Raw genomic sequence first — 26,081 nt, 5'->3', positions numbered from 1 at the left:
TATATCGCTATCGCTCCTAACCTGCGGACATGTTCTTCATTCCACAGGCAAGTCAACCGTGAAAGTCCTCCTCGTCCACGCCCACCCCGAAGCCCGTTCGCTCAACGGATCGCTGAAAAACTTCATGGTGGAGCACCTCACGCAAGCCGGGCACGACGTGCGTGTGTCCGATCTCTACGCGATGCAATGGAAGGCGCCGCTCGATGCGGCCGACTTCTCGCACGTCGAGGCCGGCGCGCATTTCGATCCCGTGCTCGATTCGCTGCGCGCCTTCGAAGACGGCACGCAGCCGGGCGACATCGCCGACGAGCAGGCCAAGCTGCTGTGGGCCGATGCGGTGATCTTCCAGTTTCCGCTCTGGTGGTACTCGATGCCCGCGATCCTCAAGGGATGGGTCGAGCGGGTGTATGCCTATGGCTTTGCCTACGGCATCGGCGAGCACTCCGACACGCACTGGGGCGACCGCTTCGGCGAAGGCACGCTGGCGGGCAAGCGCGCGATGCTGGTGGTCACCACCGGCGGCTGGGCGCCGCATTACAGCCCGCGCGGCATCAACGGGCCGATGGACGACCTGCTGTTTCCCATCCACCACGGCATCCTGTACTACCCGGGCTTCGAGGTGCTGCCGCCGTACGTGGTGTATCGCACGGGCAAGGTCGATGACGCGGCCTATGCGCGGATCACCGAAGAACTCGGTGATCGTCTTGATGCGCTGTGGACGACTACGCCCATCGCATTCCGGCCGCAGAACGCGGGCGACTACGAGATCCCTGCCCTCACCCTGCGGCCCGACATCGCGCCGGGCCGCACCGGGTTCGCGGCGCACATCGCAGATTGACCAGGGCCTGTCAACACTACCGGACCCTACAAGCCTGGAGCGCGGCTGCAGGCTACAGGGTAGGAACAGTGCCGCCGTCGATCCGATACTCGGCCCCTGCGATCGAAGCGGATCGCGGCGACGCCAGGAAGGCAATCAAATCGGCAACCTCGTATGGTTTGGCGGGGCGGCCCACTGGAATTCCTCCCAGCCAATCCATGACGATCTTCTTGCCGCCTTCGTAATCCGTTCCGGCGTCCGCAGCCATCCGCTGCGCAAACGCTACGGAAGCCTCGGTCTCGATCCAGCCCGGCGCAACACTCAGCACGCGAACTCCCTTTGGCGTCACCTCTCTTGCCAGCGACTTGCTGTAGGTCGTGAGGGCCCCCTTGGCCGCGGCGTAGGCTGTGGTGGACTCGGGCAGCGGCAGCACGCGCTGGATGGAGCTGACATGGATGATGACGCCCGAGCCTTGAGCCAGCATCGCTGGAAGCAGCGCACGATCCAGACGCACGGCAGGCATCAAGTTCAGATTCAACTCGGCGAACCAGTGCTCATCGCTGATCGCAGCGAAGCCGCCACCGGGAGTTCTCGAGCCGCCGAGCACGTTGATCAAAATGTCGGCGCCGCCCCAATCCTGCAGGATGGCCTGAGCAAAGTGACTCGTGCCTTCCGCCGTCGACAGGTCGGCAGCCACGTAGGTGACCCCCTCCAACGGCTGCGCTGGCATGGTGCGCGCGGATGTCGCCACCCGAGCGCCGGCCTCTGCAAGGGTTTTCACGACTGCAGCGCCAAGGCCCTGCGTGCCGCCGGTGACCACCGCCCGCAGCCCATTCAGATGAAGGTCGAAGCTCATGCCGTGATCTCCAGCGATGCGATCAGGCCGCGTTCAAGACGAAAGCGGTAGGACAGAACGATCGGGCTGCCAGGGAAGTTGCCGGTGACGTTGGCTCGGACGAGTTGGAAGCCGTCCTCCCGCTCAATGGCGAACGGCACGCTCGTCGCGCTGTACTTGGCCGATGCCTCGGCCATAAAGGCCTTGATGGCGTTGATGCCCGTGTAGGTATGACCGTCGTCCTTCATGACGGCTTGCGCGGTGAAGCAATGCGCCAAGGCTTCAGGGTTGTGTTCAGCCGCGAAGTACGCGGCAATTGGCTCGGGAAGGGTCAAGGTGTTCACGTTGTCGGCTCCATGGGATCACTGAAGGCCTCAGGATGCGCGCCGAAGTGAATTTAGTGAATATCCTAGAATCTGGATTGGCTGTGTAGCAACGAATACATAATGCGTGGATCCGAATTTGCCGAACTAAAGGCCTTTGTGGCCGTCGTGGAGCGTCAGAGCTTCGCGCGGGCCGCAGAGCATCTGGGCCTGTCGCCTTCGGCACTCAGCCAGACCATCCGTCAGCTCGAAAGCCGAATCAGCGCACGTCTTCTGAATCGCACGACTCGAAGCGTCGCGCCGTCGGCAAGTGGCCAGCTTCTGTACACGCGCATAGCTCCGTTGTTTCGAGAGATGGCTGCTGCAGTCTCTGAAGCGAGTGAGGCGACAGGACAGATGAGCGGCACGCTGCGCATCAACACGCTGGGGATCGCAGCGAGAACCATCATTGCGCCCCGGCTTTCACGCTTCCATCAAGCACACCCTGACGTGGTTCTCGACATCGTGGTCGACGACGCGCTCGCCGATATCGTCGTTGGCCGCTTTGACGCGGGCATCCGCGTGGGGAACCGGCTTGAAAAAGACATGGTTGCCGTCCGCCTCACGCCGGACCTGAACATGATTGCCGTAGCGTCCCCAGACTACCTCGCGCGTCGAGGAACACCCAAGTCACCTGCCGATTTGCATAACCATGCATGCATCAACTGGCGGCTCCAGATGGACGGCAGGCACTATCGCTGGGAGTTCAAGAAACGCGGGCAACGACTCGAAGTAGCGGTGGAAGGCCCCGTCGTCACCAATCATGCTGACATCGGCGTCGCTGCTGCGCTGAACGGCCTGGGCATTGCCTATCACTTTGAGCGAGATGGCGTGGGAGAGCTTTTGGCCCAGGGGCGGCTGGTCCAAGTCCTCGCGGACTGGTCGATCTCGCGCCCGGGGCTGTTTCTCTACTATCCGAGCAGGCAGCATCGACCAGCCCTCCTCGGTGCGTTCATCGACTGTCTGCTGGATCGAAAACCGTTCGATCGGTTCTAGCGAGGGCCTGTTGGCACAGCCGCAAAGTCACGAAGGAACCTCTTGACTCTTCACACCTAGGGCAACACGGGGCTGGCGTTTGCGTTCGCAATCGCCGCGTCGGCATCGACGCGCAGCATGAAGCGCCTGGCCACCAAGTCGTTGGCTGCGTTCGTCACGGCCGCGACGTAGCCCGCCTGATCGGTGTAGCGCTCCTGCAGCGAGAGCCGCGGGTCGGTCGTACCGGCGCGCTGCGCGGTTGTCTTCACGAACGGAAAGTACGCGCCGAAGAGCCCCGCCTGGTCGATGGTGCCGGGCTTGTTCGTGTAGTTCCAGCCGGTGTTGGTGCCCACGGGCACGGCCACGTCGAGGCTGCGGATGCCGGCGACGTCGTTGCCGTCCGCATCCACCTGCGGCACGAGGATCGCGTAGTCGCGGCCCAGGTACGCGGGCGGCACCTGGGTGGCGATGCCGGTCTCGTCCTGCGGGCGGTAGCTGGGGCCCCAATCGAGCAGCGAATAGGTGTTGACCAGGCCCGTGTAATTCGCGCCCGGAATGGCCGGGAACTTGACCTGCGCCGGGCGCACGAGCGTGGCGTCCGCAAGCTTCGGCACCTGGCTGTCGGGCGGCGTGGTGCCGTTCACGACCCACTCCTCGAGGTTCTGGTACAGGGCGCGCACGACAGGTATGACCCCCGTGTTCCCGTTGGTCGTGTAGAGCGCGCCTGCGCTCGCACCGGGCAGCGATGCAAGGCCCAGCAGGTGGTGCGTGCTCGCGTAGTAGTAGATGCGCGCGTTGGCCGGCTGCACGAGGTCGGTGGTGCCCCATGCATCCGTCAGCAGCGGCGAGCCCTGCAGCACGTAGAACTCCGTGCCGCTGAAGCCGATGAAGAGCTTGGGGCATGTACCGCTCGCCTCGCAGCGCGAGAGGATGCCGCCGCGGCGTTGGGCCACGTCGTCCACGTAGTCCTTCGAGAGGCCGCGCGTGCCGGCCTGGCCGAAGGCCGTGTGGTCGCTGCGCACGCCGCCGCCGCCACCGGGGATGGAGAAGCGCATGTTGATGTTGGTCTGCCGCGCGGCGATCTGCGCGAACACGCCGTCGAACACCTTCTGACCCGCGCGATCTTCGTTGAAGCCCAGGTGCACGAAGGTCTTCATGAAGTTGCCGCACTGCGAGACGCCCGAGGCGATGGTGTTCTTTATCGCTGCGGCGACTGGGTTGGCCGTGCCTGCCGCATCGCTCGCATCGCGATGGAAGAAGGTGATCATGTCGCGCAGCGCGGCAAGGCCGAGGCCCATCACCTTCGGGTCCTTCGCGATGTAGACCAGCTCGTACATGTAGGCCGGGTCCCATTTGTCCTTCAGGCACACGTTGGTCTCGTCGGGCGTGCCGGGGAACGATGCGCCCGCGCCGCACTTGGCGAACTTCCATTCGCTCGCCGGAATGAGCTGGCGCGCATCGCCCTCGTTGATGCGGCGGGTGAGCACGTAGCCGGGTTTGGTGTTGTCCAGGCTCGCAGTCGCATAGGCCTGCATTGCCGCGTTGAACGGGCCGCCGGGCAGCGGCAGCGAATCGTTCGTCGCCACCGTGGGCAGCAGCTCGGCGCGGTAGGTGCCGGTGATGCTACTGCCATCGGCGTTCTTCGCCACCGGCACGTTGAGCGTGAGCTTGCCGGCTGCCGCGGGCACGTCGCCCTGCCATGCGGCCGTGAGGAACACGTAGCCGCGCGAGGCGAAGTACGGATCGAGATTCACGATGTTGCCGCGGTTCGGCGCGTCGTAGCGCAGCACGCCGCTGGCCTTGCTCATGTCCTTGGGCTTGAAGAGCACGAAGTCGGAGCTGTACTCGACCTTGCCGTTGGCGTTGAGCGGCGCGAGCTGCAGGTCTTGAATGATCGCGTTGCGCGCGTCCTTCGGGTCGACCTCGCCGGTGAAGGTGCCGCTGATCTTCTCGTAGGCGCCCACAGTGCCGAAGGTGCCGGGCACATCTTCGGTCTTGCTGATCGCGAGCTTGAATTTCGGCGCGGTGGCGGCCAGAGGTTGCGTGACGGGTGGCGGCGTGCCGGCAACGGGCGGCAGCACGAAGCCCCCGCCGCCACCGCCGCTCCCGCCGCAGGCACTCAGAAAAAGGGCGGCCGAAGCCACCGTGGCAGCCGCAAGGCTCCAGCGTTTCATGGTTTGTCTCCTGTTGTGGTGTTCTGTGTTCTGCGCGGCGCCGATCTCCGCTACGGCGCGGGGATCACTCGGCTTCGATGCCGGCCGCCTTCACGATGCGGCCCCACTTCTGCGATTCGCCGCCCTGGAACTTCGCCAGCTCCTCGGGCGAGGTGGTGAACACCTCGGTACCGGTCGGTTCATAGAAGGCAGTCTTGGCCGACTCGCTCTTCGCGGCCTTCACGAGCAGTTCGTTCAGGCGCTTGACGACAGCAGGCGGCGTCTTCGCGGGCGCGTAGGCCGCGAACCAGTAGCCCATCTCATACCCCTTCACGCCGGCCTCGGAAATGGTGGGCACGTCAGGCGCGAGCGGCGAGCGACTGGCGCTCGACATGCCCAGCGCGCGCAGCTTGCCGCCCTTGACCTGCGGCAGGCCCGTGGCGGTGTCGGTGATCATCATGTGGATCTGCCCGCCGAGCAGGTCGGTCACGGCCAGGGTGTTGCTCTTGTAGGGCACGTGCAGCAGCTTGATGTCAGCCATCTGCTGCAGCAGCTCGCCCGCCATGCGACTCGACGAGCTGCCGCTGCCGAAGCTGTACTTGCCCGGTTCCTTCTTCGCGAGCGCGACGAACTCGGCCACGGTTTTCGCGGGGAACGACGGGTTCACCACCATGATCTGGCCGCCCTTGCCGAGCGCGGCGATAGGGGCGAAGTCTTTCACCGGGTCGTAGGGCAGCTTCTTGAACAGGTGCTCGTTGGCTGCGTGCGTGGTGTTGGTGGTGATCAGCACGGTGTAGCCATCGGCCGGCGCCTTGGCCACGTTCTGCGAGGCGATGAAGCCGCTCGCGCCCGCCTTGTTGTCGATGATGACGGGCTGCTTGGTCTCGGCCGTGATGCTGTTGCCGAGCGCGCGGGCGATCTGGTCGGTGGCGGTACCGGCCGCGAAGGGCACGACGAAGGTGATGGATTTTTCGGGGAAGGCCTGTGCGTGGCTCAGCAGCGGGCTCAGCGCGAGTGCCGTGGTGATCGCGGTCACAGCGGCGAGGGGAAATCGTTTCATTGTTTTGTCTCCGGATGGATGAGTAGGAAAAAAGGAACGCTGCAGCTACGGCCCGGCCAGCAAGGGTTCAAGCGCGCGCGGTATCTGGATCGGCATGTCGAGCAGCAGGAACGAGAGCGCCTTGCCGTGCGCATCGAGGTTCAGCGCATCGTTGACGCCGCCGTCGAGCACCGCATCGAGCACGAAGTTCATCGCGTGCAGCTTCGGCAGCACGAAACGCTGCACCTGCGATGGCGCGCGGTGACGGAACTGCGCGGCCACGCGCTCGGGCGTGAGCTGATCGAGCAGCAGCGGGTAGAACTCGGCGCGCCATGCGATCACGCTGATGTTGGAACGATCGCCCTTGTCGCCGGTGCGGCCGTGGGCGGTGCGGTAGAGCGGGACTTCGATCATGTCTTGCGCGTTCATGCCAGCGCCTCCGCGTCGAGCAATTCGAAACGCACCGGCACCGAGTCGCGCGGCAGCAGGCACGAGAGCGTGTTGAGCCTTGGCGTGAGCGCGGTGCGCACGCCGCCGCCGCCCGCGGGGCCGCAGGTGTAGAGCGCCATCACTTCGCGTGCCAGGCGCTCGGCCTGTGCGCGCTCTTCATGCGTGGCGGCGACGCGCAGGCGCACGTCGCGCAGGCCCGCGTCGGGCGTGTCGGCGAGCGCGCGGCCGGCGTCGTCGCCGAGGATGCTCAGCGCGCCGATGAGGTCGACGCGCAGCGCGAGGCCGTCGAGCCGCTTGCGCAGCACGTCCGCCGCGAGCCGGGCCCGGGCTTCGGCGCGTGGGCCGGCATAGGAGATTTCGCCTTCGGCCAACCAGCCGCCTTCGTGGCAGACGTTGACCTTGTAGTGGCTCGGCCGCGCATGGCCACGCACACCGGAGAGTTCGACGCGGTCTTTGCCGGGCAGCGCGCGCACCTCGGCTTCAGCGATGTCGGCTACCACGTCGGGCGTCAGGTAGGCAGCCGGGTCGTGTACCTCGTACAGCAGTTGCTCCTTCACCGTGGCTTCGCTCACGAGGCCGCCGGTGTTGTCGGCCTTGCCGATGGTGCAGTGGCCGTCGGCGTCGATCTCGGCGATCGGGAAGCCGACCGCTTCGAGCCCCGGCACGTCCTTGTAGCCGGGGTCGGCGAAGTAGCCGCCGCAGACCTGCGCGCCGCATTCGAGCAGGTGCCCCGCCATGGTTGCGCGGCCGAGGCGATGCCAGTCGTCGGCGTGCCAGCCGAAGTGCGACATGGCCGGACCGACCGTGAGCGAAGGGTCGGCCACCCGGCCGCACACCACGATCTGCGCGCCTGCGTCGAGCGCGGCGGCGATGGGCTCGGCGCCGATGTATGCGTTGGCGCTGACGACGCGCAAGCCTTCTATCTGTGCGCCGAGCGCGTCTTTCAGCAGCGCGAGGCGCTCGGCGCCCGAGAGGTCATCGCCCTCCACCACCGCGATGCGTGGCGCATCCGCACCCAACTCGCGCGCCATGCGGGCGATATGGCGCGCCGCGGCACGCGGGTTGGCTGCGCCGAAGTTGCTCACGATGCGGATGCCATGCGCAAGGCAACGTGCGAGCACTGGCCGCAGCATGGCATCGAGCAGCGGCTCGTAGCCGGCCTCGGGGTTGTCACGGCGGCGCAGTTGCGCGAGCGCCAGCGTGCGCTCGGCCAGCGTCTCGAAGATCAGGAAGGCGTGCTGCCCGGCCGGTCCATCGGCGAGCCGCGCGATCAACGTATCGACCACCGGCCCGGCCGCATCGGTGCGGTCGCCGGAGAAACCAGCCGCGCAGCCGATCAGCAAAGGGGGCAGTGATTGGGCATTCATCGAGGTGCAATGTAGGCAGATGGTTTCGATCCGTAAAATCGAAAATCTGGATCAATTGATCTGTATTTCAAATAACAGGCACGCGCAGAGACAAACCATGAGAAAGACGCCCGACCTCTCCACGCGGCAACTGCGCGCCTTTCTCGCGCTGGCCGAGCACAGCAACTTCACGCGCGCGGCGCAGACCAGCCACCTGTCGCAGCCCGCCTTCAGTGCGCTGATCCGCACGCTCGAAGACGCCATCGGCACGCGCCTCTTCGACCGCGACACGCGCAGCGTGCAACTCACGCCCGAAGGCCGGCTCTTCGAGAGTTCGGCGCGCCGCCTGCTCGACGACATGGGCAGCGCCATGGGCGACCTGGCCGACCATGTGGAGCGCCGCAAGGGCCGCGTGCGCGTCGCCGCCCTGCCCTCGCTGGCTGCGGGCTGGCTGCCGGCGGTGTTCGCGGAGTTCATGCAGACCTGGCCCGGCATCCGCATCGACCTGGACGATGCGCTGTCCGATGCCTGCGTGGCGCTGGTGCGCAGCGGCCAGGCCGACTTCGCGCTCGCGGCCTCGGGTGCGGCGGCCGACAGCGACCTACGCGCACGCAAGCTCTGCACCGATCGCTTTCATCTCGTGTGCCGCGCCGACCACCCCCTCGCGCACGAGGCGCGCCTCACGGTCAAGAAGATCGCGCCGTGGCCCTTCATCCAGATGGCGCGCAACAGCAGCGTGCGGCAGGCGCTCGATGCGGCGCTGCATCCGCTGCGGCTGAACGCGGTGTTCGAGGTGGAACACCTGGCCACGGTGATGGGCCTCGTGGAGGCCGGGCTCGGCATCAGCGTGGTGCCGGCGCTCACGCTCTTTCACTTCCGGCGCGAAACGCTGGTGACGCGGCCGCTGCCACTGCCGGCGCTCACGCGCACGCTGTATCTCGTGCAACGGCGCGAGGGCAGCCTGTCGGTGGCGGCGCAGACGCTGCACGACCTGATCGTCGAGCGGCTCGGGTCGCTGCGGCTGGACTGAACCTGTGAGCGCGGTCCGGCGCCATGCCGGAACGCTATATCTCCCAGTGCGCGCACGGTATTGCCCCGGGACGGGCCAGCGGGAATAGTTCGGCATCGCGGCGCAAGACCGCACGGATCGCTCTACATACCTTCCCAGGAGACCCATGAGACATTCCCGCCGCAGCTTCGTCGGCCTGATGCTGACCTTGGCTGCCAGCCCCGCTGCCTTCGCAGCGCCCCGGCCCCTTTCCTCCCGCCCCATCCGCCTGGTCGTGCCCTTTGGCGCAGGCGGCGTGGCCGACCTGGTCGCGCGCAGCGTGGCGCAGAAGATGTCCGAGTCGATGGGCCAGAGCATCGTGGTCGACAACAAGCCCGGCGCGGGCGGCGTGGTGGCATCGGACACCGTGGCCAAGGCGCCGGCCGATGGCCACACGCTGCTCCTGATGTCCAACGCCAACGCGGTGAGCGTGGGCCTGTTCAAGTCGCTGCCCTACGACACGGTGAAAGACTTCGCGCCGATCTCGATGCTCGGCTACTTCGACATGGCGGTCCTCGCGCCAGGCAACGGCAGGTTCAAGACGCTGGCCGAGCTGGTGGCCTACGCCAAGGCGAACCCTGGCAAGCTCAACATCGGCACCATCAACGTCGGCAGCACGCAGCACCTGGCGGGCGAGCTGCTCAAGACCTCGCTCGGCATCGATGCGCAGGTGGTGCCCTTCAACGGCACGCCGGCGGTGGTGACCGCGCTGCGCGGCAACCAGGTCGATGTGGCGGTGGAGATTCTTCCGCCGGTGCTCTCGCAGATCGAAGGCAAGGCGCTGCGCGCGCTGGCCGTGATGGGCGAGAAACGCGCGAGCGGCCTGCCCGATGTGCCGACCGTCGCGGAGAGCGGCACGCCGGGCTTCCAGGTCGCCTCGTGGAATGCGCTGGCTGCGCCCGCCGCAACGCCACCTGAGGTGATCGCGCGGCTGAACACCGAAGCGCTGGCCGCACTGGCCTCGCCGGAAGTGAAGAAGCGTCTGCAGAACCTGGGCGTGGAGCCGCGCGGCAGCACGCCGCAGGAACAGGCGCGGCTGCTCGAGAGCGAAATCAAGCGCTGGTCGGCCGTGATCCAGCGCGCAGGCATCCCAAAGCAGTGAGCCCCGCCATGAAAACCATCGCCCCTCCCCACCCTCACCCGAGCGCGCCGGCATTCCGACTGCCAGCAGGCGCCTGCGACGCGCATTGCCATGTGTTCGGCCCCGGCGACGTGTTTCCGTATTCGGACAACCGCCGCTACACGCCGCCGGATGCGTCCGCCGCCAAGCTGCGCGCGCTGCATGAACTGCTGGGCATCGAGCGCGTCGTGCTCGTACAGGCCAGCGTGCACGGCCACGACAACCGCGCGATGCTCGACGCCATCGCGCAATCGCCCGACACCTACCGCGGCGTCGCGATGGTGGGCACGGGCGTGAGCGATGCCGAACTGGCCGCGCTGCACAAGGCGGGCGTGCGCTCGGTGCGCTTCAACTTCGTGCAGCACCTGGGCGGCGCACCCGACCTGCCGACGGTGCTGCGCATGGCCGAACGCATCAAGCCGCTGGGCTGGCACCTGGTGCTGCACCTGGATGCGGAAGACCTCGTCACCTACCGCGCGTTTCTGGACACGCTGCCCGTGCCCTTCGTCATCGACCACATGGGCCGCACGATGGTCGCGCACGGCCTCGGCCAGCAAGCCTGCGCCATGATGCTCGACCTGATGCGCGACGAGCGCGCCTGGGTCAAGGTGAGCGGTGCGGAGCGCATTTCGCACACGCTCTCCACGCAAGGCCAACCGTATGCGGACGCCGTGCCCTTCGCGCGGCAACTGATCGCCGCCGCACCCGACCGCGTGCTGTGGGGCACCGACTGGCCGCACCCCAACGTGCGCGAGATGCCCGACGACGGCAAGCTGGTGGACCTGTTGCCGCTGTTCGCCGACGACGCGGTGCAGCTGCAGAAGCTGCTGGTCGACAACCCGACGCGCCTCTACTGGTACGACTGAGCGCCCCACCGCGGCGCGCACGCCAACCGACACAAACCTCACGCCGTGGCGCAGCCATGGCGTGCGGAGCGGTGCGCGCCTCTGCTTTCAAAAAAGACCAACGAGGAGACAAACCATGAAGCGACTGCTACCCACCCTCGCGCTGTGCAGCGCGGCTCAAGTTGCATGGGCGCAGGCCGATGCACCCGCGGCCAGTGCGCAAATCCACGGCCTGCTCGACGCCTTCGCCGGATCGATGCGGCGCAGCGACGAGCCCGGCCGAACCAAGGTGCTCAACAGCGGCGGCATGACCACGTCGTTCTGGGGCATCCGCGGCGCCGAGAGCCTGGGCGGCGGGCTGCAGGCGCAGTTCGCGCTGGAGAGCTTCTTCCAGGCCGATTCGGGAACCATGGGGCGCAACAGCACAGATCCGTATTTCTCGCGCAATGCCTGGGTCGGCCTCGCAGGCGGCTTCGGCCAGGTGGCGCTGGGCCGGCAGACCAATCCGATGTTCGTGGCGAGCGGTGCGTTCAACCCCTTCGGCACCTCGCTGCAGTTCTCGCCCGTCATGCTGCACACCTGGCAGCCGACGTACAACCGCGCCGTGATCGGCGACAGCGTGTGGAGCAACGCGCTGCAGTACACCTCACCAACCTTCGCGGGCCTGCGCGTCAGCGTGCTCTACAGCATGGGCGAAGTGACGAACCGCAGCGGCGTGCACAACCTGAACCTCACGCTCAACTATGCGGCGGGCCCGTTCGCCGCAGTCGTTTCAGTGCAGCAGGCGCAGACGGGGCCGGGCTTCACCACGACCATCCTGCGGCAAGACGCCGCGCTCGTCGGCGCCTCCTACGACTTCAAGGTGGTGCAGCTGTACGGCCAGTTGCAGCGCACCCGCACGCCCGACATTCGCACCACGGCCGACACGGCGCAGCTCGGCGCGGCTATTCCGGTCGGTGCGGGCCGCTTCCTCGCATCGGTCGCGCGCACGGACCGCAAGGTGCAGCCCGTCACCGAAACGCACCGCACGACGTGGTCGGTGGGCTATGACCATTTCCTGTCGAAGCGCACCGACCTCTACGCCGTCTTCATGCGCGACCGACTCACCGGCTTCGACGGACGGGGCAGCTTCGGCGTCGGCATGCGTCACCGCTTCTGAATGTCCCCGCGCGCGCCCAGGTACTGCTGCACGAGCTCGCGCAGCAGCTCGCCCATGGCGCGCTGCGTGCGCGTGACCGGCCGCTGCGAACTCGCGGCCAGCGCGAGCCGGGTGCGCAGGCTCGGCTCGACGATGGGCCGGATGGCATAGCGCTGCGGCCGGCCCGCGTTGGCGACCGCGTTGCGCGAGAGCACGGCATGGCCCGCGCCATCGGCCACGAGCGCGAGGATGGCGGGCACGCCGTCGATCTCCAGAGCGATCTGCGGGCGCAATCCGATGGCGGCCAGCTCCGCCTCGACCCGCATGCGGATCGCGTTGGGCCGGGTAGGAATCACCAGCGGCTGGCCCGCCAGTTGGCGCAGCGACATGGGGGCGCCGCGCCGCGTGGGGCCGGCGCCTTTTGTGGCGCTGACCAGGAACAAGTCTTCCTCCAGCACCGTCTCGCTGTCCACGTCGGTCGACGGCTGCGGGTTGTAGAGCAGCGCGATATCGAGCCGGCCGGTGACGATCGACTCCTGCATCGCGGTTGAAAGGTTCTCGGTGATGGAGAGCGCCGCCTCAGGCAATCGCTCACGCGCGGCGCGCACCAGCGGCACGGTCAGCACGCCGGCCACGCTGGGCGGCAGCCCGACGGCGACGCGACCGGCCAACGCTTCGCGCGAACGGTTCATGTCTTCGCGCGCCCGCTCCACCTGATGCAGGATGCCGCGGCCGTGCTCCAGCAGCCGCTTGCCCGCATCGGTGACCACCACGCCGCGGCCGTTGCGCACGAGCAGGTTCTGCCGCAGTTCGACCTCCAGGTTGCGCACCTGGCGGCTCAATGCAGGCTGAGCGATGTCGATCGCGATCGATGCACGGGTGAAGCTGCCGAGCTCGGCCACGCGTATGAAGTACTCCAGTTGCTTCAGGTCCATGGCTGGAGGTTATCGGCATAGAGGGTTCGCAGGTATGCGTGTTTGTTCTATCCGGCAGGGCAACACGGCCAGTTGATGCACGCCGCCGGGCCCTCCGTTCGACACAATGGGCATAGCCCACCCTGCACGGAGACGAGCCACATGCAGCAAGAAGAACAGATCACACTGATCCGACGCGCGCTCGCGCTGATCGAAACCGGCGGCAGCGAGCGCGGCGAACCGGCCGTGAGCCCGGTGTCGCGCTACCTCGATCCGGCGCGTCATGAACACGAGGTGGAGCGCATCTTCCGCCGCTATCCGTTGGCGCTCTGCCCTTCGGCCTCGCTCGCCAACGCGGGCGATTCGTTCGCCATCGATGTGGCGGGCCTGCCGCTGTTTCTGGTGCGCGCGCAGGACGGCCAGCTCAATGGATTCATCAACGCCTGCCGGCACCGCGGCGCGCGGCTCAAGCCGGCGGGCCTGTCGAACCAGCGCGCGCTCGTGTGCCCGTACCACAGCTGGACCTACGGGCTCGACGGCGCATTGCGCGGCCGCCCCTCGGGCGAAGACTTTCCGCATGCGCCGGCTTCGGACTGCAGCCTCGCGCGCGTGCCGGTGGCGGAGGCGCTGGGCTTCGTGTGGGTCATCCCCCGCGCGCTGGCCGAGGGCGAAAGCGCCGAGATCGACATCGATGCATGGCTCGGCCGATTCGGCGTCGACCTGCGCTCATGGGGGTACGACCGCTGGGTGCCGTTTCACCATCACGCCTTCGACAACGCGGCCAACTGGAAGATTCCGTTCGAGGCCAACCTGGAGACCTATCACTTCCAGTACGCGCACCGCAACAGCATTGCGGCGTTGTTCTACGACAACCTGCTGATGGCCGACCACGACCGGCAACACCATCGCCTCTTCCTGCCCAAGCGCAGCATCGAAGGGCTGCGCGAAGTGCCTGTGAACGAATGGCAGGTCGGCCCGCACTCGAACATCATCTACTTCTTCTTCCCGGCCACCTTCATCCTGCACGAGGGCGACCACGCCAACGCCTTCACCGTGCTGCCCGAGGCGCCCGGCCGCTCGCGCGTGATCGCGAGCACGCTGATTCCCGAGTTTCCGAAGACCGAGAAGTCCCAGAACTACTGGCGCAAGAACGTCGCGTCGTTCTGGGGCGCGCTCGACGAGGACTTCGCGCTCGGCGTGTCGGCGCAGTCAACGCTGGCGAGCGGCGCGCAGGCCTCGCTTTACTTCGGCGCCACCGAGTGGTGCTCGGCGAAGTTTCACGCGGACGTGGAAGCGGCGACCAACTGAGCCAGCGCGGCCCGCGCGGTCGGGTTCGGCGTGGGCTCCGCAATCTTGTGCAGCGTGTTGCGATCCGTGTGGCGAAACGGCTCGGGCTTGCCGAGCACATCGAGCAGCGTCACCTGTTCGTACGACCAACTGGCGTTGTCGTGGATAGTCACGGAGATGTCGTAGCGCAACGTCTTGAACGCATGCTCCAGAAACGGATTCGACAGGAGGCCGTTGGTCGCCGCGCCGCGCACCGCCTCGAGCTTGAACGATTTCGCATCGGGTGCCGCGTGCCCCATGGCCATCACGGCCTGCCCGCGGGGAATCGTCAGCGTCTGGATCACCGTGCCGGTGGCGGCCTCCCAGAGCCAGTAGCCGACTTGGTCGTGAAAGCTCTCGACCTCGTCGGGCTTGACGATGCGCACGTGATAGCGCAGCCCGTAGAAGATCTGCGGCCCGTTGGTCTGCGCGTCGATGGGCTGGAACTCGGCATGCTCGATGTAGGCCTCGGCTTCGGGGCCGTCTTCCTTCGGTGCCACGTCGTGGCCCGCTGCGCTGGTCCAGATGCCGGCGAGGCCGGTGAGCGGGCCGAGGTTGGACAGCGTGTGCGGATCGGGTTCGGGTTCTGTGTAGATGTCGTGGGGATAATCGGCCATGGTTTTTTCCTGGATCTGGGTGTGACGGAACGAAGTATCGCCAAAAGAGGCTTCCCGCTTTGCACCTCCCCTGCCCGGGGGGAAGGAGCCAGGCACATCCGCCGAAATCCCTGCCGGGTTTCCCCCCACACCAAAATGAGGTACGCACCTCAAAATCCGCCCCATGCCCTCCAGCCGCCAGCGAAATCCCCTGCAAACCGGACGGGCCACCCTCAGTGACGTGGCTCGGGAAGCCGACGTCAGCCTGGCTACCGTGGACCGGGTTCTCAACAAGCGCGCTGGCGTGCATGCGCGCTCCATCGCGCAGGTGAACGAAGCCGTCGAGCGGCTGAACTATCGACCTGACCCCGCGGCCGCCCGCCTCGCGCGGCCGCATCCGCACCGCGTGAGCTTTCTGCTGCCGTCGGGTACCAACATCTTCGTGGAGATGCTGCGCGAGCAGATCGCCGGCAGCGACGGCTGGATGGAAGACCACCGCGTGACCGCGCAAACGCACCAGGTCGACGTCTTCGAGCCGCAGCGACTCGCCCGCCGCATCCTCTCGCTGCGCGGCAAATGCGACACGGCGGTGGTGATGGCGCTCGACCATCCGCTGGTGCAGTCGGCCATCGACAAGCTGGTCGGCGATGGCATCGGCGTCATCACACTGGTGTCGGATGTGCCCAAGTCGCGGCGCCAGCATTTCGTGGGCATCGACAACGTGGCGGCCGGCCGCACCGCAGGCACGCTGGTGGGCCGCTTCTGCGGAGGGGCGAAGGGCGAGGTGGGCGTGATCGTGGGCAGCCTCTCGCTGCGCGACCATGCCGAGCGCAGCCAAGGTTTCAGCCAGGTGATGGCGGCGGAATACCCGGGCCTGAAGGTACTGCCGCCGATGGAGGGCAAGGACGACCCCAGGCTCACGCGGCAACTCTCGGCGCGACTCCTGACCGCGCACCCGAAGCTGGTGGCGATCTACAGCGTGGGCGCGGGCAACCCGGGCATCTCGGCCACGCTCAAGGCGAGCGGGCGTGCGGGAAAGATCGTCTTCGTCGGCCATGAGCTCACGCCGGCCTCCCGCGCCGACCTTCTCGACGGGACGATGGCCGCGGTCATCAATCAGGACGCGGGCCACGAGGTTCGCTCCGCGCTGCGCCTGGCCCTTTCCCGGCTCACGCGCGAGCCGGTGCACCCGGACCAGGAGCGCATCCGCATCGACATCTACCTCAAGGACAACCTGCCGTGAATGCGGCGGTGCTGCCCTTCTTTCCCTGAACTTTCTGCAGGAGCGTCGGCACATGGCAAGCAACATCAAGGGCCCGGGCATCTATCTCGCGCAGTTCGCCAGCGACAGCGCGCCCTTCGACTCATGGGCGTCGATCACGCGCTGGGCCGGCAGCCTCGGCTTCAAGGGCGTGCAGATCCCCTCGTGGGACGCGCGCATCTTCGACCTGAAGAAGGCCGCCGAATCGAAGACCTACTGCGACGAAGTGGCAGGCGTGGCGCGCGAGAACGGCGTGGAGATCACCGAGCTGGGCACGCACCTGCAGGGCCAGCTCGTGGCCGTGCATCCGGCCTATGACGAAGCCTTCGACGGTTTCGCGCCCGAGGCCTACCGGCGCAATCCGGTGGCGCGGCAGGCGTGGGCGGTGGAGCAGATGCTCTTCTCGGCGAAGGCGTCGCGCCATCTGGGGCTCAAGAGCAATGTGAGTTTCCCGGGGGCGCTGGCCTGGCCGTATCTCTATCCGTGGCCGCCGCGTCCCGCCGGATTGATCGAGGCCGCGTTCGATGAACTCGCCAAGCGCTGGCATCCGATCTTCGATGCCTTCGAAGACGCCGATTGCAACGTCTGCTTCGAGCTGCACCCGGGCGAGGACCTGTTCGACGGCGTGACCTTCGAGATGTTGCTGGAGCGCGTGAAGAACCATCCGCGCTGCTGCATCAACTACGACCCGTCGCACTTTTTGCTGCAGCAGCTGGACTACCTCGAGTTCATCGACATCTACCACTCGCGCATCAAGGCGCTGCATATCAAGGACGCGGAGTTCCGCCCCACCGGCCGCCAAGGCGTGTACTCAGGCTTCCAGCCGTGGGTGAATCGCGCGGGCCGCTTCCGTTCGCTCGGCGACGGGCAGATCGACTTCGGCGCCATCTTCTCCAAGATGGCGCAATACAACTACGACAGCTGGGCCGTGCTCGAGTGGGAGTGCTGCCTCAAGCACCCCGAGGACGGCGCGGCCGAGGGCGCGGAGTTCATTCGCCGCCACATCATCCGCACGACCGAGAAAGCCTTCGACGACTTCGCGGGCGCCGACACCGATACCCAGCAGCTTCGCCGGATGCTGGGCTTGCAGACGACGACAACGGCGAAATAACCCAACGAGCCAGCTTTATCTACAACGAAGGAGACAGAAACCATGACGAACAGACGAATTTTTTCGGGCATCGCACTGGCTGTGTGCGCGCTCGCCAGCCTGCCCGCATTGGCCCAGAACAAGGCGACGGTGATGGGCGTATCCGTGCCCGCCGCCACGCACGGCTGGACCGGCGGCGTCGTCTACTGGGCCAACCGCACCAAGGCCGAACTGGAGAAGCAGTACCCCGGCATGAAGGTCTTCGTGAAGACCGCGGGCTCGGCCACCGAGCAGGCCAACCAGGTGCAGGACCTGCAGACGGTCAACAAGATCGACACGCTGGTCATCCTGCCCTTCGAGTCGGCGCCGCTCACCAAGCCGGTCGCGCAGGTCAAGGCCAAGGGTGTGTTCGTGACGGTGGTCGACCGGGGCCTCACCGACCCGAACGCGCAGAGCGCCTACGTGGCCGGCGACAACCCAGGCTTCGGCAAGGTGGCCGGCGAATACATGGCCAAGACGATGGGCGGCAAGGGCAACGTGGTCATCCTGCGCGGCATTCCGACGGTGATCGACAACCAGCGCGTGGACGCCTTCAACGAAGTGATGAAGGCCAACCCCGGCATCAAGGTGCTCGACGCCAAGCACGGCAACTGGAACCGCGACGATGCGTTCAAGGTGATGCAGGACTACCTCACCCGCTTCAAGCAGATCGATGCGGTGTGGGCGTCGGACGACGACATGGCCGTGGGCGTGCAGAAGGCCATCGAGCAGGCCAAGCGCGACGACGTGAAACTGGTGGTGGGTGGCGCCGGTGCCAAGGGCTACATCAAGAAGGTCATGGACGGCGACAAGATCGTCTCGGCCGACGTAACGTATGCGCCGAGCATGATCGCCGACGCGATGAACCTCACGGCGAAGGCGCGCGTCGAAGGCGGCACGATGCCGGCGACGACGATCATTCCTTCGGTGCTGGTGACGAAGGAGAACGCGGCAAAGTACTACTTCCCCGATTCGCCGTTCTGAGGCCGGACAACATCACCGGCCTATGCGATCTGGGGCGGCATCGGCTCCGTCGGGCTGCGGCTCGCCGAGAGCCTGATGCAAAAAGACCATCGCGGCCGCGAATTTGGAACTTCGGTATTCATTTTCAGCAGAGGGGCGAGGCCTTTAACCACTCCGGGAATGGGCCGATTTTCAGGGGGCTTCAAACCGTCACGACATCGGAGCAAGATGCCCGTCCGCCGATTTCTTGCCGTCATCCCGATCTGACCGAAGGAGCCTGCCTCATGTTCGCCACGCCAGAACGAACCATCAAGATCCCCGGCCCCGACCATGCCATCACCATCGCGCGCAATCCGCATCGCGTCGTGGTGTCGGTCGATGGTTGTGTCGTTGCCGACACGCGCGAAGCGCTGACACTGCGCGAGTCGCACTTCGGAACGGTGCACTACATCCCGCGCAAGGACGTGAAGATGTCGCTGCTGGAGCGTACGCAGCACGCCACCTACTGCCCCTACAAGGGCGAAGCCAACTACTACAGCATCCCCGCCGGCGGCGAGCGCTCGGTGAATGCGGTGTGGACCTACGAGGCGCCCTACGATTCGGTCTCGCAGATCAAGGACCACGTGGCCTTCTATCCGGACCGCGTGGGGCCGATCGAAGAGCGCATCGTCTAGGCTCGCCTCCCGCGCAGTCCGCAGTCGATAGACAAAAAAGCCGGTCCCCGCTTTCGCAGGGCCCGGCTTTTGTACGTCTGCCCGCCGTTGAAGGCGAGGTGCAGTCGATCAATTACAGCGGCAGTGCATCGCCACGAGCGGCGGCGCGGGCTGCGGCACGCACCGTGGCGCGGTCCACACCACTTGCCAGCACCGGTGCGACACGCGACGAGGCACCTTCGGCGTACGGGTTCTCGCTGCGTGCGGCGACAGCGGCTTCGGCACGGACAGCAGCGCGGCTGGTCGACGAGACGAACACTTGTGCCGGGCCCGCATTGGCGCCGGTGGCATAAGGGTTGGCGCTGCGAGCGGCAACAACGGCCTGGCCGGCGACATCGGCGCGGCTGACGGTGGAGTTCACTTGCTGCACGCCTTCATAGGTTTCAGCATGGGCGGCGCCGGCAACGGCCATCAGGGCAACAGCAACGGCGGAGAGGAGCTTGGAGGCATTCATTTCGATTTCCTTCAGTTCAGTTCAAGTTCAAGTTCTTGCTTGGTTGATTTCGAACCGGTCTTGGGTGGGTCACCGTCCCTCCGGGGGCGGCCACCTCGCTCGGGGCCCTGTTCACTCGGATCAGCTGTCTGGCTGGTCCGTGAGATGAATTGTGCGCCGCCATCTAGGTAAAAACCCTCGGCAAAAGGAACCGCGGTGTTCACCGTTGGGAAACAATCGCGGCTTGCGCGGCCGCGACTGCCGTCATCCCCAGGTCAGTGGATCCAGGCGCAGATAGAAGCCGAGGCGCTCGTCGTCGGAAGCGCCGATGCCGTGGACCTCGAAGAGCGACTTGCGCGCCGCGAGCGCTTGCCCGGCCTCTGTCCACGTCTCCCGCGCGTTGGCAAGCAGCAGCGAGAAATCGACGTACCGGTCCGCCGTTCCAAGCCGCCCCAGGTCGATGAGGCCGGTGCAGCGCAGCGTCTCGGGATCGACCATGAAGTTCGGGAGGCACGCATCGCCGTGGCAGACGACGCGCTCGCGCGACTCCTGCGCCAGCCGTTGCGGCAGTTCAGCACGCACGCGCTCCAACAACACCGACGGTGCAATGCCTTGCTGGTCGGGATCGAGGAAATCGGGGTTCACCGCATTGCGTGCGACAACATCGGTGGCGCGCGCGAACATCGCTGAGAGGCCGCGAGCGAACGGGCAGTCGCCCACCGGGATCTCGTGCAGCGCCCTCACCCGCTCGGCGATCGATGGCCACGCCTCGAGCAGTTCAACCGCCGTGAGATCGCTGGCCGGCACACCCGCCACGGCGCGCGTCACGAGGCATGCGCCGTCGCTCGACGCATACCAGTCCAGCACGGCTGCGGACCCCAGGCCAAACGGCGCGAGCCACTCGGTGCGAAGACGCTCTTCGCCAAGTTGCACGGCGCCCTTGCCGAGCGAAACCTTCGCGAACGCAGCGCCATCGCTGCGCCGGTACACGGCATCTCCGGACTCCCCTTCGCTCGCGCGAATCCAGGTCTTTCCGAGCGGGAGTTGCGGCAGCAGGCTCGCGGCGTCCACTCAGTGCCCCACCGATTTCGAGAACACATTGACCACCACGACGCCCGCGATGATCAGCCCCAGCCCGGCGATCGCCGGCCCGTCCAGCGACTGGCCAAACCACAGCCAGCTCACCACCGAGATGAGCACGATGCCCACGCCCGACCAGATCGCATACGCAATGCCGGTGGGCAGCACCCGCAGCGCGAGTGAAAGAAAGTAGAACGACACCGCATAGCCCACCACCGTGGCCACGCTGGGCCACAACCTGGTGAAGCTGTCGGAAGCCTTGAGGAAGCTGGTCGCCAGCACTTCGACGACGATGGCGACCGCGAGATAGACGTAAGTAAGAGCCATCGAGGGACTCTAACGCCGGCAGTTCGAGGCAGCGGGTTCACCCCTTTGTCTTGCAGCGGATCTGCAGCGCCATGTTCACGGCGGCAGCAGCAGCGGCCCGCAGTTCTCGTCGGTCACGAACACCGCCACCAGCTTCGCAGGTCGCACCGGATCGGGGTTCTCCGCGAAGACATGCAGCGTGCCAGGCGGCTCGAAGAAGGTCTCGCCGGTCTTGTAGGTGCCGACCGGCCCGCCGCCCAGCTGCGATCGGATCGTGCCTTCGAGAATGATCGCGGTCGCCGAGCCCGGATGCCGGTGTGCCGGCGAATAGGCGAGCGGCGGAAAGTCGACGATGACCGTGGTCACCGACTTGCCGGGCACATGCGGCAGCGTTTCGCACGAGATCACCTTGGACGAAGTTGCGGGCCGTGCCGCCTCGTTCGATGTTGCGGGCGCCGGCGCGGACGAGAACATCGGCCGGCTCACGGCACTGCACACGTCGTCGAGCCATTGCACGGCCTCCTGCTTGCCAGCGTGCGGCATCAGCTCCCAGCCAGCTGCCAGCACCAGGGACAGCGCCGCGACACCGGCACCCACCTGGCTGCGATGACGTCGAATCTCCTTCATGACGCCAAGCCTCTTGGCAGTCGAAGCGACGCATACCAACCCAGCTCGCGCTTCGCCTTCTCGCTGCTGACTTCGGCGTTGTCCTCGGCGATGTTGAAGACGCCGCCCTGCGCATGCCGCAGCGCCATCACCGCCGCCCAGGCCGCGGCCTCCACGTGGACCGGGCTCGCGCCCTTGGGGACGGCCGTCGACGTGCCCGGCCCATAGAACTGCCCGTAGCGCAGCACCGTGGCCTTGATGCCGACGGCGCCCAGCACGCTGCGCTCCAGCGCGGCCACGCCACCCACGCTCACGCGGCGGGTGCCGTCGGCTTCGAGATCGAGCGGATCGTCTTCGACGTGCGGCCTGCGCCCTGGCGCGTAAGCCCAGGCGATGCTTTGCGCGACCAGCCGACGGCTGCCCGCCGCCAGTGCCGCAGCCACGAGGTTGCGCGTGCCTTCGGCGCGCACGCGCGCGTTGCGATGGGCCGCTTCGGACATCTGCCTCGGATCGAGGTCGGCGGGCAGGTCGGTGAGCTGGTGAACCACGATCTCGGGCCTCACGCGAACCAGCGCCGCGCGAAGCGCCTCGGCGTCGAAAACATCGACGACGACCGGTGTCACACCCCGGGCTTCGAGCGCATGCGCGCGGTCGGCACGGCGGGTGCTGCCGTACACGTCGTAGCCCGCCTCCTTCAACAGCGGCACCAGCGCGGTGCCGATGGCACCGGCCGCACCCGCCACGAATATCTTCTCGCGCATCGCATGTCCTTTTCTTGCTGGAAGTTCTGGTCGATGGCTCGATGCTAGGTTTTCGATGTCCCATCAAAAAGAGGCAAGATTCGTCAGAATGACAAGGCCATGATTCAAGACAAACCCTCCTCCACCGCCCTTCTGGAGATTGACCGCAGCACGCCAACGCCGCTGTACCGGCAGATCTACGCGCGCTTCAGGACGGCCATCGAGCAGGGCGTGCTCCACCCGGGCGACCGCGTGGCATCCGCGCGCGACCTGGCGAGCGAGCTGGGCGTCTCGCGCGGCACCATCGAGACGGCCTACAACCTGCTCATGGGCGAAGGCTATTTCTCGTCGCAGGGACAGGCTGGCACGGTGGTCTCTCCCTCGCTGCCTTCGCAGCGTCCGGTACGGCGCGAGCGTCGGCGGAACGCGGCACTCGCCGATGGCGAAGTGCTCGCCGATGCCACACCCCCACCACCGCTGCAGCTGGGCATTCCGGCGCTCGACGCTTTCCCGCGCAAGCTCTGGGCACGCCTGACCGCGCGCCGCGCGAGAGCGGCGACCGCGGCCGACATGTTCTACGGCGACCCTTCGGGCTACGCGCCGCTGCGCGCGGCCATCGCGGCCTACCTGCTGGTGTCGCGCGGCGTGTCGTGCAAGCCTTCGCAGGTCTTCGTGACCGGCGGCTACCGCGCGTCGCTCTCGCTCATCGCGCACACCCTGCTCGACAAGGGCGATGCGGTGTGGGTCGAAGACCCGGGCTATCCGCCCACGCAGGAGGTGCTGCGCAGCAATGGCCTGCGCGCGGTGCCCGTGCCGGTGGACGACGAAGGGATGGTCGTGGCGCGCGGCATGCGCAAGGCGGCCACCGCGCGAATGGCCATCGTCACGCCGTCGCATCAGGCGCCGCTCGGCGTCTCGATGTCGCTCGCGCGCCGGCTGCAATTGCTCGAATGGGCCACGCGGTCCAGGGCCTGGATCGTCGAGGACGACTACGACGGCGAATACCGCTACGCCGGCCCTCCGCTGCCGGCGCTCAAGAGCCTCGACGGCCACGATCGCGTGCTGTATGCGGGCAGCTTCTCGAAGGTGCTGTATCCGGGGCTGGCGCTGGGCTACGTGGTGGCACCCGAATCGCTGTGCACGGCGTTCGCCGAAGCCGCGCGGACCGGCTCCAACGGCAGCCCGCAGATCACGCAGGCGGTCGTCGCGGACTTCATGCGCGGCGGCTATTTCCCGCGCCACCTGAAGAAGATGCGGCTGCTCTATGCGCGGCGGCGCGGCATGCTCGTGGCCGCGTTGCTGAAGGCCTTTGGCGACGACGTTCGCATCGATCTGAAGAGCGGCGGCATGCACCTCATCGCGCGCTTCGACAAGCGCCGCGAGCGCGATACCGAACTCGCCCGCCGCGCGCAACTCGCGGGCCTCAACTGCCAGCCGCTTTCGACGCGAGGCACGGCGAGCTTTCGCGACGAAGGGCTGCTGATGGGATTCACCAACATCGGTTCGGCCACGCAGGCGCAGCAGCTTGCGACGAGGCTGCGCGCGGCATTGGGCACACGTTGAAACGCGGGCAATGCGGGCCTCGGTCCGTGATGTTGTAGAAAGTCTTTCGCACGGCTCGACCTGGACGCCGACGCTCCCAAACACACAACATCGTTCAAAGGGAACCCAAGACATGACCATCAAGCGAATGGACAACGTCCTGATCGTTGTCGACGATCTCGAGGCAGTGAAGGCGTTCTTCATCGAATTGGGCCTCGAGCTCGAAGGCCAGACCACGGTGGAAGGGCCTTCTGTCGGGCAGCTCATAGGGCTAGGAGACGTCCGATCCACCATCGCGATGCTGCGCACACCCGATGGGCAGGGCATCGAGCTCGACAAGTTCCACACCCCGGAGGCCGTCAGGTTCGGGCCCGTGAATACGCCGGCGAACGCCCTGGGCATTCGCCGCGTCATGTTTGCCGTCGAGGGCATCGACGTCGTCGTTGCGCGCATGCAGGCCCATGGCGCAGAAATCATTGGCCAGATGCAGTACGGGGAGTCGTACCGGCTTGCCTATATTCGCGGGCCTGAGGGCATCGTCGTCGCGCTTGCAGAGAAATTGGGTTAGGGGCGGCGCAGCACGCGCCTGGGCCAAAAAAACCCTGCCGCCCGACAAGCAGGCGGCAGGGGAAAGTGCCGAATCAGCCCTTCAGCCGAGCACCTCGGTCACGATGCCCGCGCCGACGGTCTTGCCGCCTTCACGCATCGCGAACCGCATGCCGTTCTCGATGGCCACGGGCTTGTTCAGCTCGAAGCGGATCTGCGCCTGCGCACCCGGCTCGACCACACCGGTCTCGGTGTCGACGCGAATGACACCCGTCACATCGGTCGTGCCGAAGAAGAACTGCGGCTGGTAGCCGGAGCCGAACGGGGTATGGCGACCGCCTTCGTCCTTGCTCAGAACGAAGATCTGCGCACGCCCCGTCCGGTACGGCTTCAGCGCACCGGGCTTCACAACCACCTGGCCTCGCACGACATCGTCGCGCTTGACCCCGCGCAGCAGCAGGCCGACGTTCATGCCGGCACGCGCCTCGGCGACGTCCTTGTGAAAGGACTGCACGCCGGTAACGACCACCTTCTCGTCGCCCGCCGAGATGAGCCCGACGATCTCCAGGCTGTCACCGACGCGGATCACGCCGCGCTCGACACGCCCGCTGATCACGGTGCCGCGGCCCGCGATGGTGTGCACGCCCTCGACGGGCATCATGAACGGTGCGTCGTAGTCGCGCACCGGATCAGGAATGCACGAGTCCAGCGCGTTCACGAGTTCGACGATGCATTGCACCTCGGCCCCTTCGAGGTCGCCGCGTTCGGCGGCGGCCAGGGCTTTCAGCGCACTGCCGAAAACGAAGCAGGCATCGTGGTATCCGTGCGCAGCCAGCAGCGCGCCGATCTCCATCTCGATCAGCTCTTCGATCTCCGCACGGTCGCCCCCGGCCACGAGATCCATCTTGTTCACGAACACCACCATGTGGCCGACGTTCACCTGGCGTGCCAGCAGCACATGCTCGATGGTCTGCCGTGCGGCGCCTTCGGTGCCGTCCACCAGCAGGATCGCGCCGTCCATCTGCGAGGCGCCGGTGATCATGTTCTTGATGTAGTCGGCATGCCCGGGGCAGTCGATGTGCGCATAGTGGCGACCGTCCGACTCGTACTCGACGTGCGAGGCGTTGATCGTGATGCCGCGTTCGCGCTCTTCCTTCGCGTTGTCGATCTGCCCATAGGACAGCGCACGGCCGCCAGTACGTGCAGCCTGCACGAAGGTAAGAGCAGCCGTCAGCGTCGTTTTGCCATGGTCGACGTGACCGATGGTTCCGACGTTCACATGAACCTTGTTGTTCATCATTTTTTCTCCAGTTTGAGAGTCAAGAAAACCGATTCGATTCGCTGGCCAGGCGAACCTCTCGGCGGGTTGTCGGCGCGCGCGCCAAACTCGCGATGCCCGCCATGCGGACGAAAAAAAACCTGCCGGGGTGGACCACCCGACAGGCTTTTTTCTTGCCTGAAGGATGGACCTCCAGGCGCACAAGGGCCTGGAGGCTCTACACGAACCACTCCACGGAGTTGACGCACAGCACTGCGCTGGCAGCGCGTGCGGCGGAAAGAAGAAGTTCTCGTTCGGGGCTCATTTCCAGGTCTCCAGGTGAGCGGGCACAAAACAAAAAACCCGGTGGCTCGAGGCCTACCGGGTCTTGTGAAACTCAGGAGGCCGGGCCTCCAGGTGGAAAGGCTCTAGGACAGCAATTCAGCAAAAAAAGCGCGCAGCGAAAACGCCGCGGCTGCGCGGGTCGTCGATGCTTCTTGCATGGTCGGGAATTGCTTCATGGGTCTCTCGTGCGGTGGG

General features: G+C 66.4%; 27 protein-coding genes. 13 read left to right on the top strand and 14 right to left on the bottom strand.

Going from position 1 to position 26,081, the window contains the following annotated elements:
* The first annotated feature begins 58 nt into the window (after nt 1-58).
* Nucleotides 59-838 carry an NAD(P)H-dependent oxidoreductase gene (locus ACSFA7_RS19185; RefSeq protein WP_435500857.1) on the top strand — a complete coding sequence of 260 codons (780 nt, stop codon included), beginning with the start codon at nt 59-61 and terminating at the stop codon, nt 836-838.
* Between the two features lie 52 nt (nt 839-890).
* Here ACSFA7_RS19185 and ACSFA7_RS19180 read toward each other — a convergent pair whose 3' ends face one another.
* On the bottom strand, nt 891-1,673 hold the full coding sequence (locus tag ACSFA7_RS19180; protein WP_435500856.1) for an SDR family oxidoreductase: 783 nt from the start codon (nt 1,671-1,673) through the stop codon (nt 891-893).
* The gene (locus ACSFA7_RS19175; RefSeq protein WP_435500855.1) at nt 1,670-1,996 is read right to left on the bottom strand and encodes a nuclear transport factor 2 family protein; all 327 of its coding nucleotides are present in this window, start codon (nt 1,994-1,996) and stop codon (nt 1,670-1,672) included. Before ACSFA7_RS19175 ends, ACSFA7_RS19180 begins: the two co-directional genes overlap by 4 nt.
* Before the next feature lie 102 nt (nt 1,997-2,098).
* Here ACSFA7_RS19175 and ACSFA7_RS19170 point away from each other — a divergent pair, with 102 nt between their 5' ends.
* Nucleotides 2,099-3,010 carry a LysR family transcriptional regulator gene (locus ACSFA7_RS19170; RefSeq protein WP_435500854.1) on the top strand — a complete coding sequence of 304 codons (912 nt, stop codon included), beginning with the start codon at nt 2,099-2,101 and terminating at the stop codon, nt 3,008-3,010.
* Nucleotides 3,011-3,066: 56 nt separating this feature from the next.
* Here the strand turns inward: ACSFA7_RS19170 and ACSFA7_RS19165 are convergent, their stop codons facing one another.
* From ACSFA7_RS19165 to ACSFA7_RS19150, 4 genes are all read right to left on the bottom strand, one after another.
* Complete coding sequence (locus tag ACSFA7_RS19165) at nt 3,067-5,163, bottom strand: alpha/beta hydrolase domain-containing protein (protein ID WP_435500853.1); 2,097 nt, start codon at nt 5,161-5,163, stop codon at nt 3,067-3,069.
* A gap of 64 nt (nt 5,164-5,227) precedes the next feature.
* A complete protein-coding gene (locus ACSFA7_RS19160; protein ID WP_435500852.1) occupies nt 5,228-6,202 on the bottom strand; it encodes a Bug family tripartite tricarboxylate transporter substrate binding protein in 975 nt (324 codons plus the stop codon).
* A 45-nt stretch (nt 6,203-6,247) separates the two neighbouring features.
* Nucleotides 6,248-6,610 carry an AtuA-related protein gene (locus ACSFA7_RS19155; RefSeq protein WP_435500851.1) on the bottom strand — a complete coding sequence of 121 codons (363 nt, stop codon included), beginning with the start codon at nt 6,608-6,610 and terminating at the stop codon, nt 6,248-6,250.
* Complete coding sequence (locus ACSFA7_RS19150; RefSeq protein ID WP_435500850.1) at nt 6,607-7,998, bottom strand: acyclic terpene utilization AtuA family protein; 1,392 nt, start codon at nt 7,996-7,998, stop codon at nt 6,607-6,609. The genes ACSFA7_RS19155 and ACSFA7_RS19150 overlap by 4 nt, the downstream gene beginning before the upstream one ends.
* A gap of 97 nt (nt 7,999-8,095) precedes the next feature.
* Here ACSFA7_RS19150 and ACSFA7_RS19145 point away from each other — a divergent pair, with 97 nt between their 5' ends.
* The 4 genes from ACSFA7_RS19145 (at nt 8,096) to ACSFA7_RS19130 (ending at nt 12,149) form a co-directional block, all read left to right on the top strand.
* Nucleotides 8,096-9,007, top strand: coding sequence for a LysR family transcriptional regulator (locus ACSFA7_RS19145; protein ID WP_435500849.1), 912 nt, complete (start codon nt 8,096-8,098; stop codon nt 9,005-9,007).
* A 145-nt stretch (nt 9,008-9,152) separates the two neighbouring features.
* On the top strand, nt 9,153-10,127 hold the full coding sequence (locus tag ACSFA7_RS19140) for a tripartite tricarboxylate transporter substrate binding protein (protein ID WP_435500848.1): 975 nt from the start codon (nt 9,153-9,155) through the stop codon (nt 10,125-10,127).
* A gap of 8 nt (nt 10,128-10,135) precedes the next feature.
* On the top strand, nt 10,136-11,011 hold the full coding sequence (locus ACSFA7_RS19135; protein ID WP_435500847.1) for an amidohydrolase family protein: 876 nt from the start codon (nt 10,136-10,138) through the stop codon (nt 11,009-11,011).
* A gap of 115 nt (nt 11,012-11,126) precedes the next feature.
* Nucleotides 11,127-12,149: a porin gene (locus ACSFA7_RS19130; protein ID WP_435500846.1), complete on the top strand. Its 1,023-nt coding sequence runs from the start codon at nt 11,127-11,129 to the stop codon at nt 12,147-12,149.
* Here ACSFA7_RS19130 and ACSFA7_RS19125 read toward each other — a convergent pair.
* Nucleotides 12,137-13,063, bottom strand: coding sequence for a LysR substrate-binding domain-containing protein (locus tag ACSFA7_RS19125; protein ID WP_435500845.1), 927 nt, complete (start codon nt 13,061-13,063; stop codon nt 12,137-12,139). The two genes, ACSFA7_RS19130 and ACSFA7_RS19125, sit on opposite strands and share 13 nt — an antisense overlap.
* A 141-nt stretch (nt 13,064-13,204) precedes the next feature.
* Here ACSFA7_RS19125 and ACSFA7_RS19120 point away from each other — a divergent pair, with 141 nt between their 5' ends.
* Nucleotides 13,205-14,350 (top strand): aromatic ring-hydroxylating oxygenase subunit alpha, encoded by a 1,146-nt coding sequence (locus tag ACSFA7_RS19120; protein WP_435500844.1) that lies wholly within the window; start codon nt 13,205-13,207, stop codon nt 14,348-14,350.
* Here the strand turns inward: ACSFA7_RS19120 and ACSFA7_RS19115 are convergent.
* Nucleotides 14,320-14,985, bottom strand: a complete 666-nt coding sequence (locus tag ACSFA7_RS19115) for an FABP family protein (protein WP_435500843.1) — start codon at nt 14,983-14,985, stop codon at nt 14,320-14,322. The genes ACSFA7_RS19120 and ACSFA7_RS19115 overlap by 31 nt on opposite strands.
* Nucleotides 14,986-15,148: 163 nt before the next feature.
* Between ACSFA7_RS19115 and ACSFA7_RS19110 the strand changes: the two genes are divergently transcribed.
* The 4 genes from ACSFA7_RS19110 to ACSFA7_RS19095 all read left to right on the top strand — a co-directional run bounded on the left by ACSFA7_RS19110 (nt 15,149) and on the right by ACSFA7_RS19095 (nt 18,991).
* Nucleotides 15,149-16,207, top strand: coding sequence for a LacI family DNA-binding transcriptional regulator (locus tag ACSFA7_RS19110; protein WP_435500842.1), 1,059 nt, complete (start codon nt 15,149-15,151; stop codon nt 16,205-16,207).
* 52 nt (nt 16,208-16,259) lie between these two features.
* Complete coding sequence (locus ACSFA7_RS19105) at nt 16,260-17,336, top strand: sugar phosphate isomerase/epimerase family protein (protein ID WP_435500841.1); 1,077 nt, start codon at nt 16,260-16,262, stop codon at nt 17,334-17,336.
* A gap of 42 nt (nt 17,337-17,378) precedes the next feature.
* On the top strand, nt 17,379-18,338 hold the full coding sequence (locus ACSFA7_RS19100; RefSeq protein ID WP_435500840.1) for an ABC transporter substrate-binding protein: 960 nt from the start codon (nt 17,379-17,381) through the stop codon (nt 18,336-18,338).
* A 263-nt stretch (nt 18,339-18,601) separates the two neighbouring features.
* Nucleotides 18,602-18,991: a DUF427 domain-containing protein gene (locus tag ACSFA7_RS19095; protein ID WP_435500839.1), complete on the top strand. Its 390-nt coding sequence runs from the start codon at nt 18,602-18,604 to the stop codon at nt 18,989-18,991.
* Between the two features lie 112 nt (nt 18,992-19,103).
* Here the strand turns inward: ACSFA7_RS19095 and ACSFA7_RS19090 are convergent, their stop codons facing one another.
* The 5 genes from ACSFA7_RS19090 to ACSFA7_RS19070 all read right to left on the bottom strand — a co-directional run bounded on the left by ACSFA7_RS19090 (nt 19,104) and on the right by ACSFA7_RS19070 (nt 22,216).
* The gene (locus tag ACSFA7_RS19090; RefSeq protein ID WP_176656667.1) at nt 19,104-19,484 is read right to left on the bottom strand and encodes a helicase SNF2; all 381 of its coding nucleotides are present in this window, start codon (nt 19,482-19,484) and stop codon (nt 19,104-19,106) included.
* 243 nt (nt 19,485-19,727) lie between these two features.
* Nucleotides 19,728-20,519, bottom strand: coding sequence for an APH(3'') family aminoglycoside O-phosphotransferase (locus ACSFA7_RS19085; RefSeq protein ID WP_435501313.1), 792 nt, complete (start codon nt 20,517-20,519; stop codon nt 19,728-19,730).
* Between the two features lie 15 nt (nt 20,520-20,534).
* Nucleotides 20,535-20,870: an SMR family transporter gene (locus ACSFA7_RS19080; RefSeq protein ID WP_042579342.1), complete on the bottom strand. Its 336-nt coding sequence runs from the start codon at nt 20,868-20,870 to the stop codon at nt 20,535-20,537.
* Nucleotides 20,871-20,945: 75 nt separating this feature from the next.
* A complete protein-coding gene (locus tag ACSFA7_RS19075; RefSeq protein WP_435500838.1) occupies nt 20,946-21,476 on the bottom strand; it encodes a cupin domain-containing protein in 531 nt (176 codons plus the stop codon).
* Entirely contained in the window at nt 21,473-22,216 is a 744-nt protein-coding gene (locus ACSFA7_RS19070; protein ID WP_435500837.1) for an NAD-dependent epimerase/dehydratase family protein, read from the bottom strand. The genes ACSFA7_RS19075 and ACSFA7_RS19070 overlap by 4 nt, the downstream gene beginning before the upstream one ends.
* 99 nt (nt 22,217-22,315) lie before the next feature.
* Here ACSFA7_RS19070 and pdxR point away from each other — a divergent pair, with 99 nt between their 5' ends.
* A complete protein-coding gene (gene pdxR, locus ACSFA7_RS19065; protein ID WP_435500836.1) occupies nt 22,316-23,758 on the top strand; it encodes a MocR-like pyridoxine biosynthesis transcription factor PdxR in 1,443 nt (480 codons plus the stop codon).
* A 112-nt stretch (nt 23,759-23,870) separates the two neighbouring features.
* Nucleotides 23,871-24,305 carry a VOC family protein gene (locus ACSFA7_RS19060; protein WP_435500835.1) on the top strand — a complete coding sequence of 145 codons (435 nt, stop codon included), beginning with the start codon at nt 23,871-23,873 and terminating at the stop codon, nt 24,303-24,305.
* Between the two features lie 81 nt (nt 24,306-24,386).
* Here the strand turns inward: ACSFA7_RS19060 and tuf are convergent, their stop codons facing one another.
* Nucleotides 24,387-25,583 (bottom strand): elongation factor Tu, encoded by a 1,197-nt coding sequence (tuf, locus tag ACSFA7_RS19055; protein WP_435500834.1) that lies wholly within the window; start codon nt 25,581-25,583, stop codon nt 24,387-24,389.
* Nucleotides 25,584-26,081: the final 498 nt, after the last annotated feature.

This window comes from Variovorax trehalosi, assembly GCF_051216415.1.
Lineage (GTDB): Bacteria > Pseudomonadota > Gammaproteobacteria > Burkholderiales > Burkholderiaceae_C > Variovorax.
Note: the sequence above shows the minus strand (reverse complement) of the source record. Positions and strands in the feature narration are given on the sequence as shown.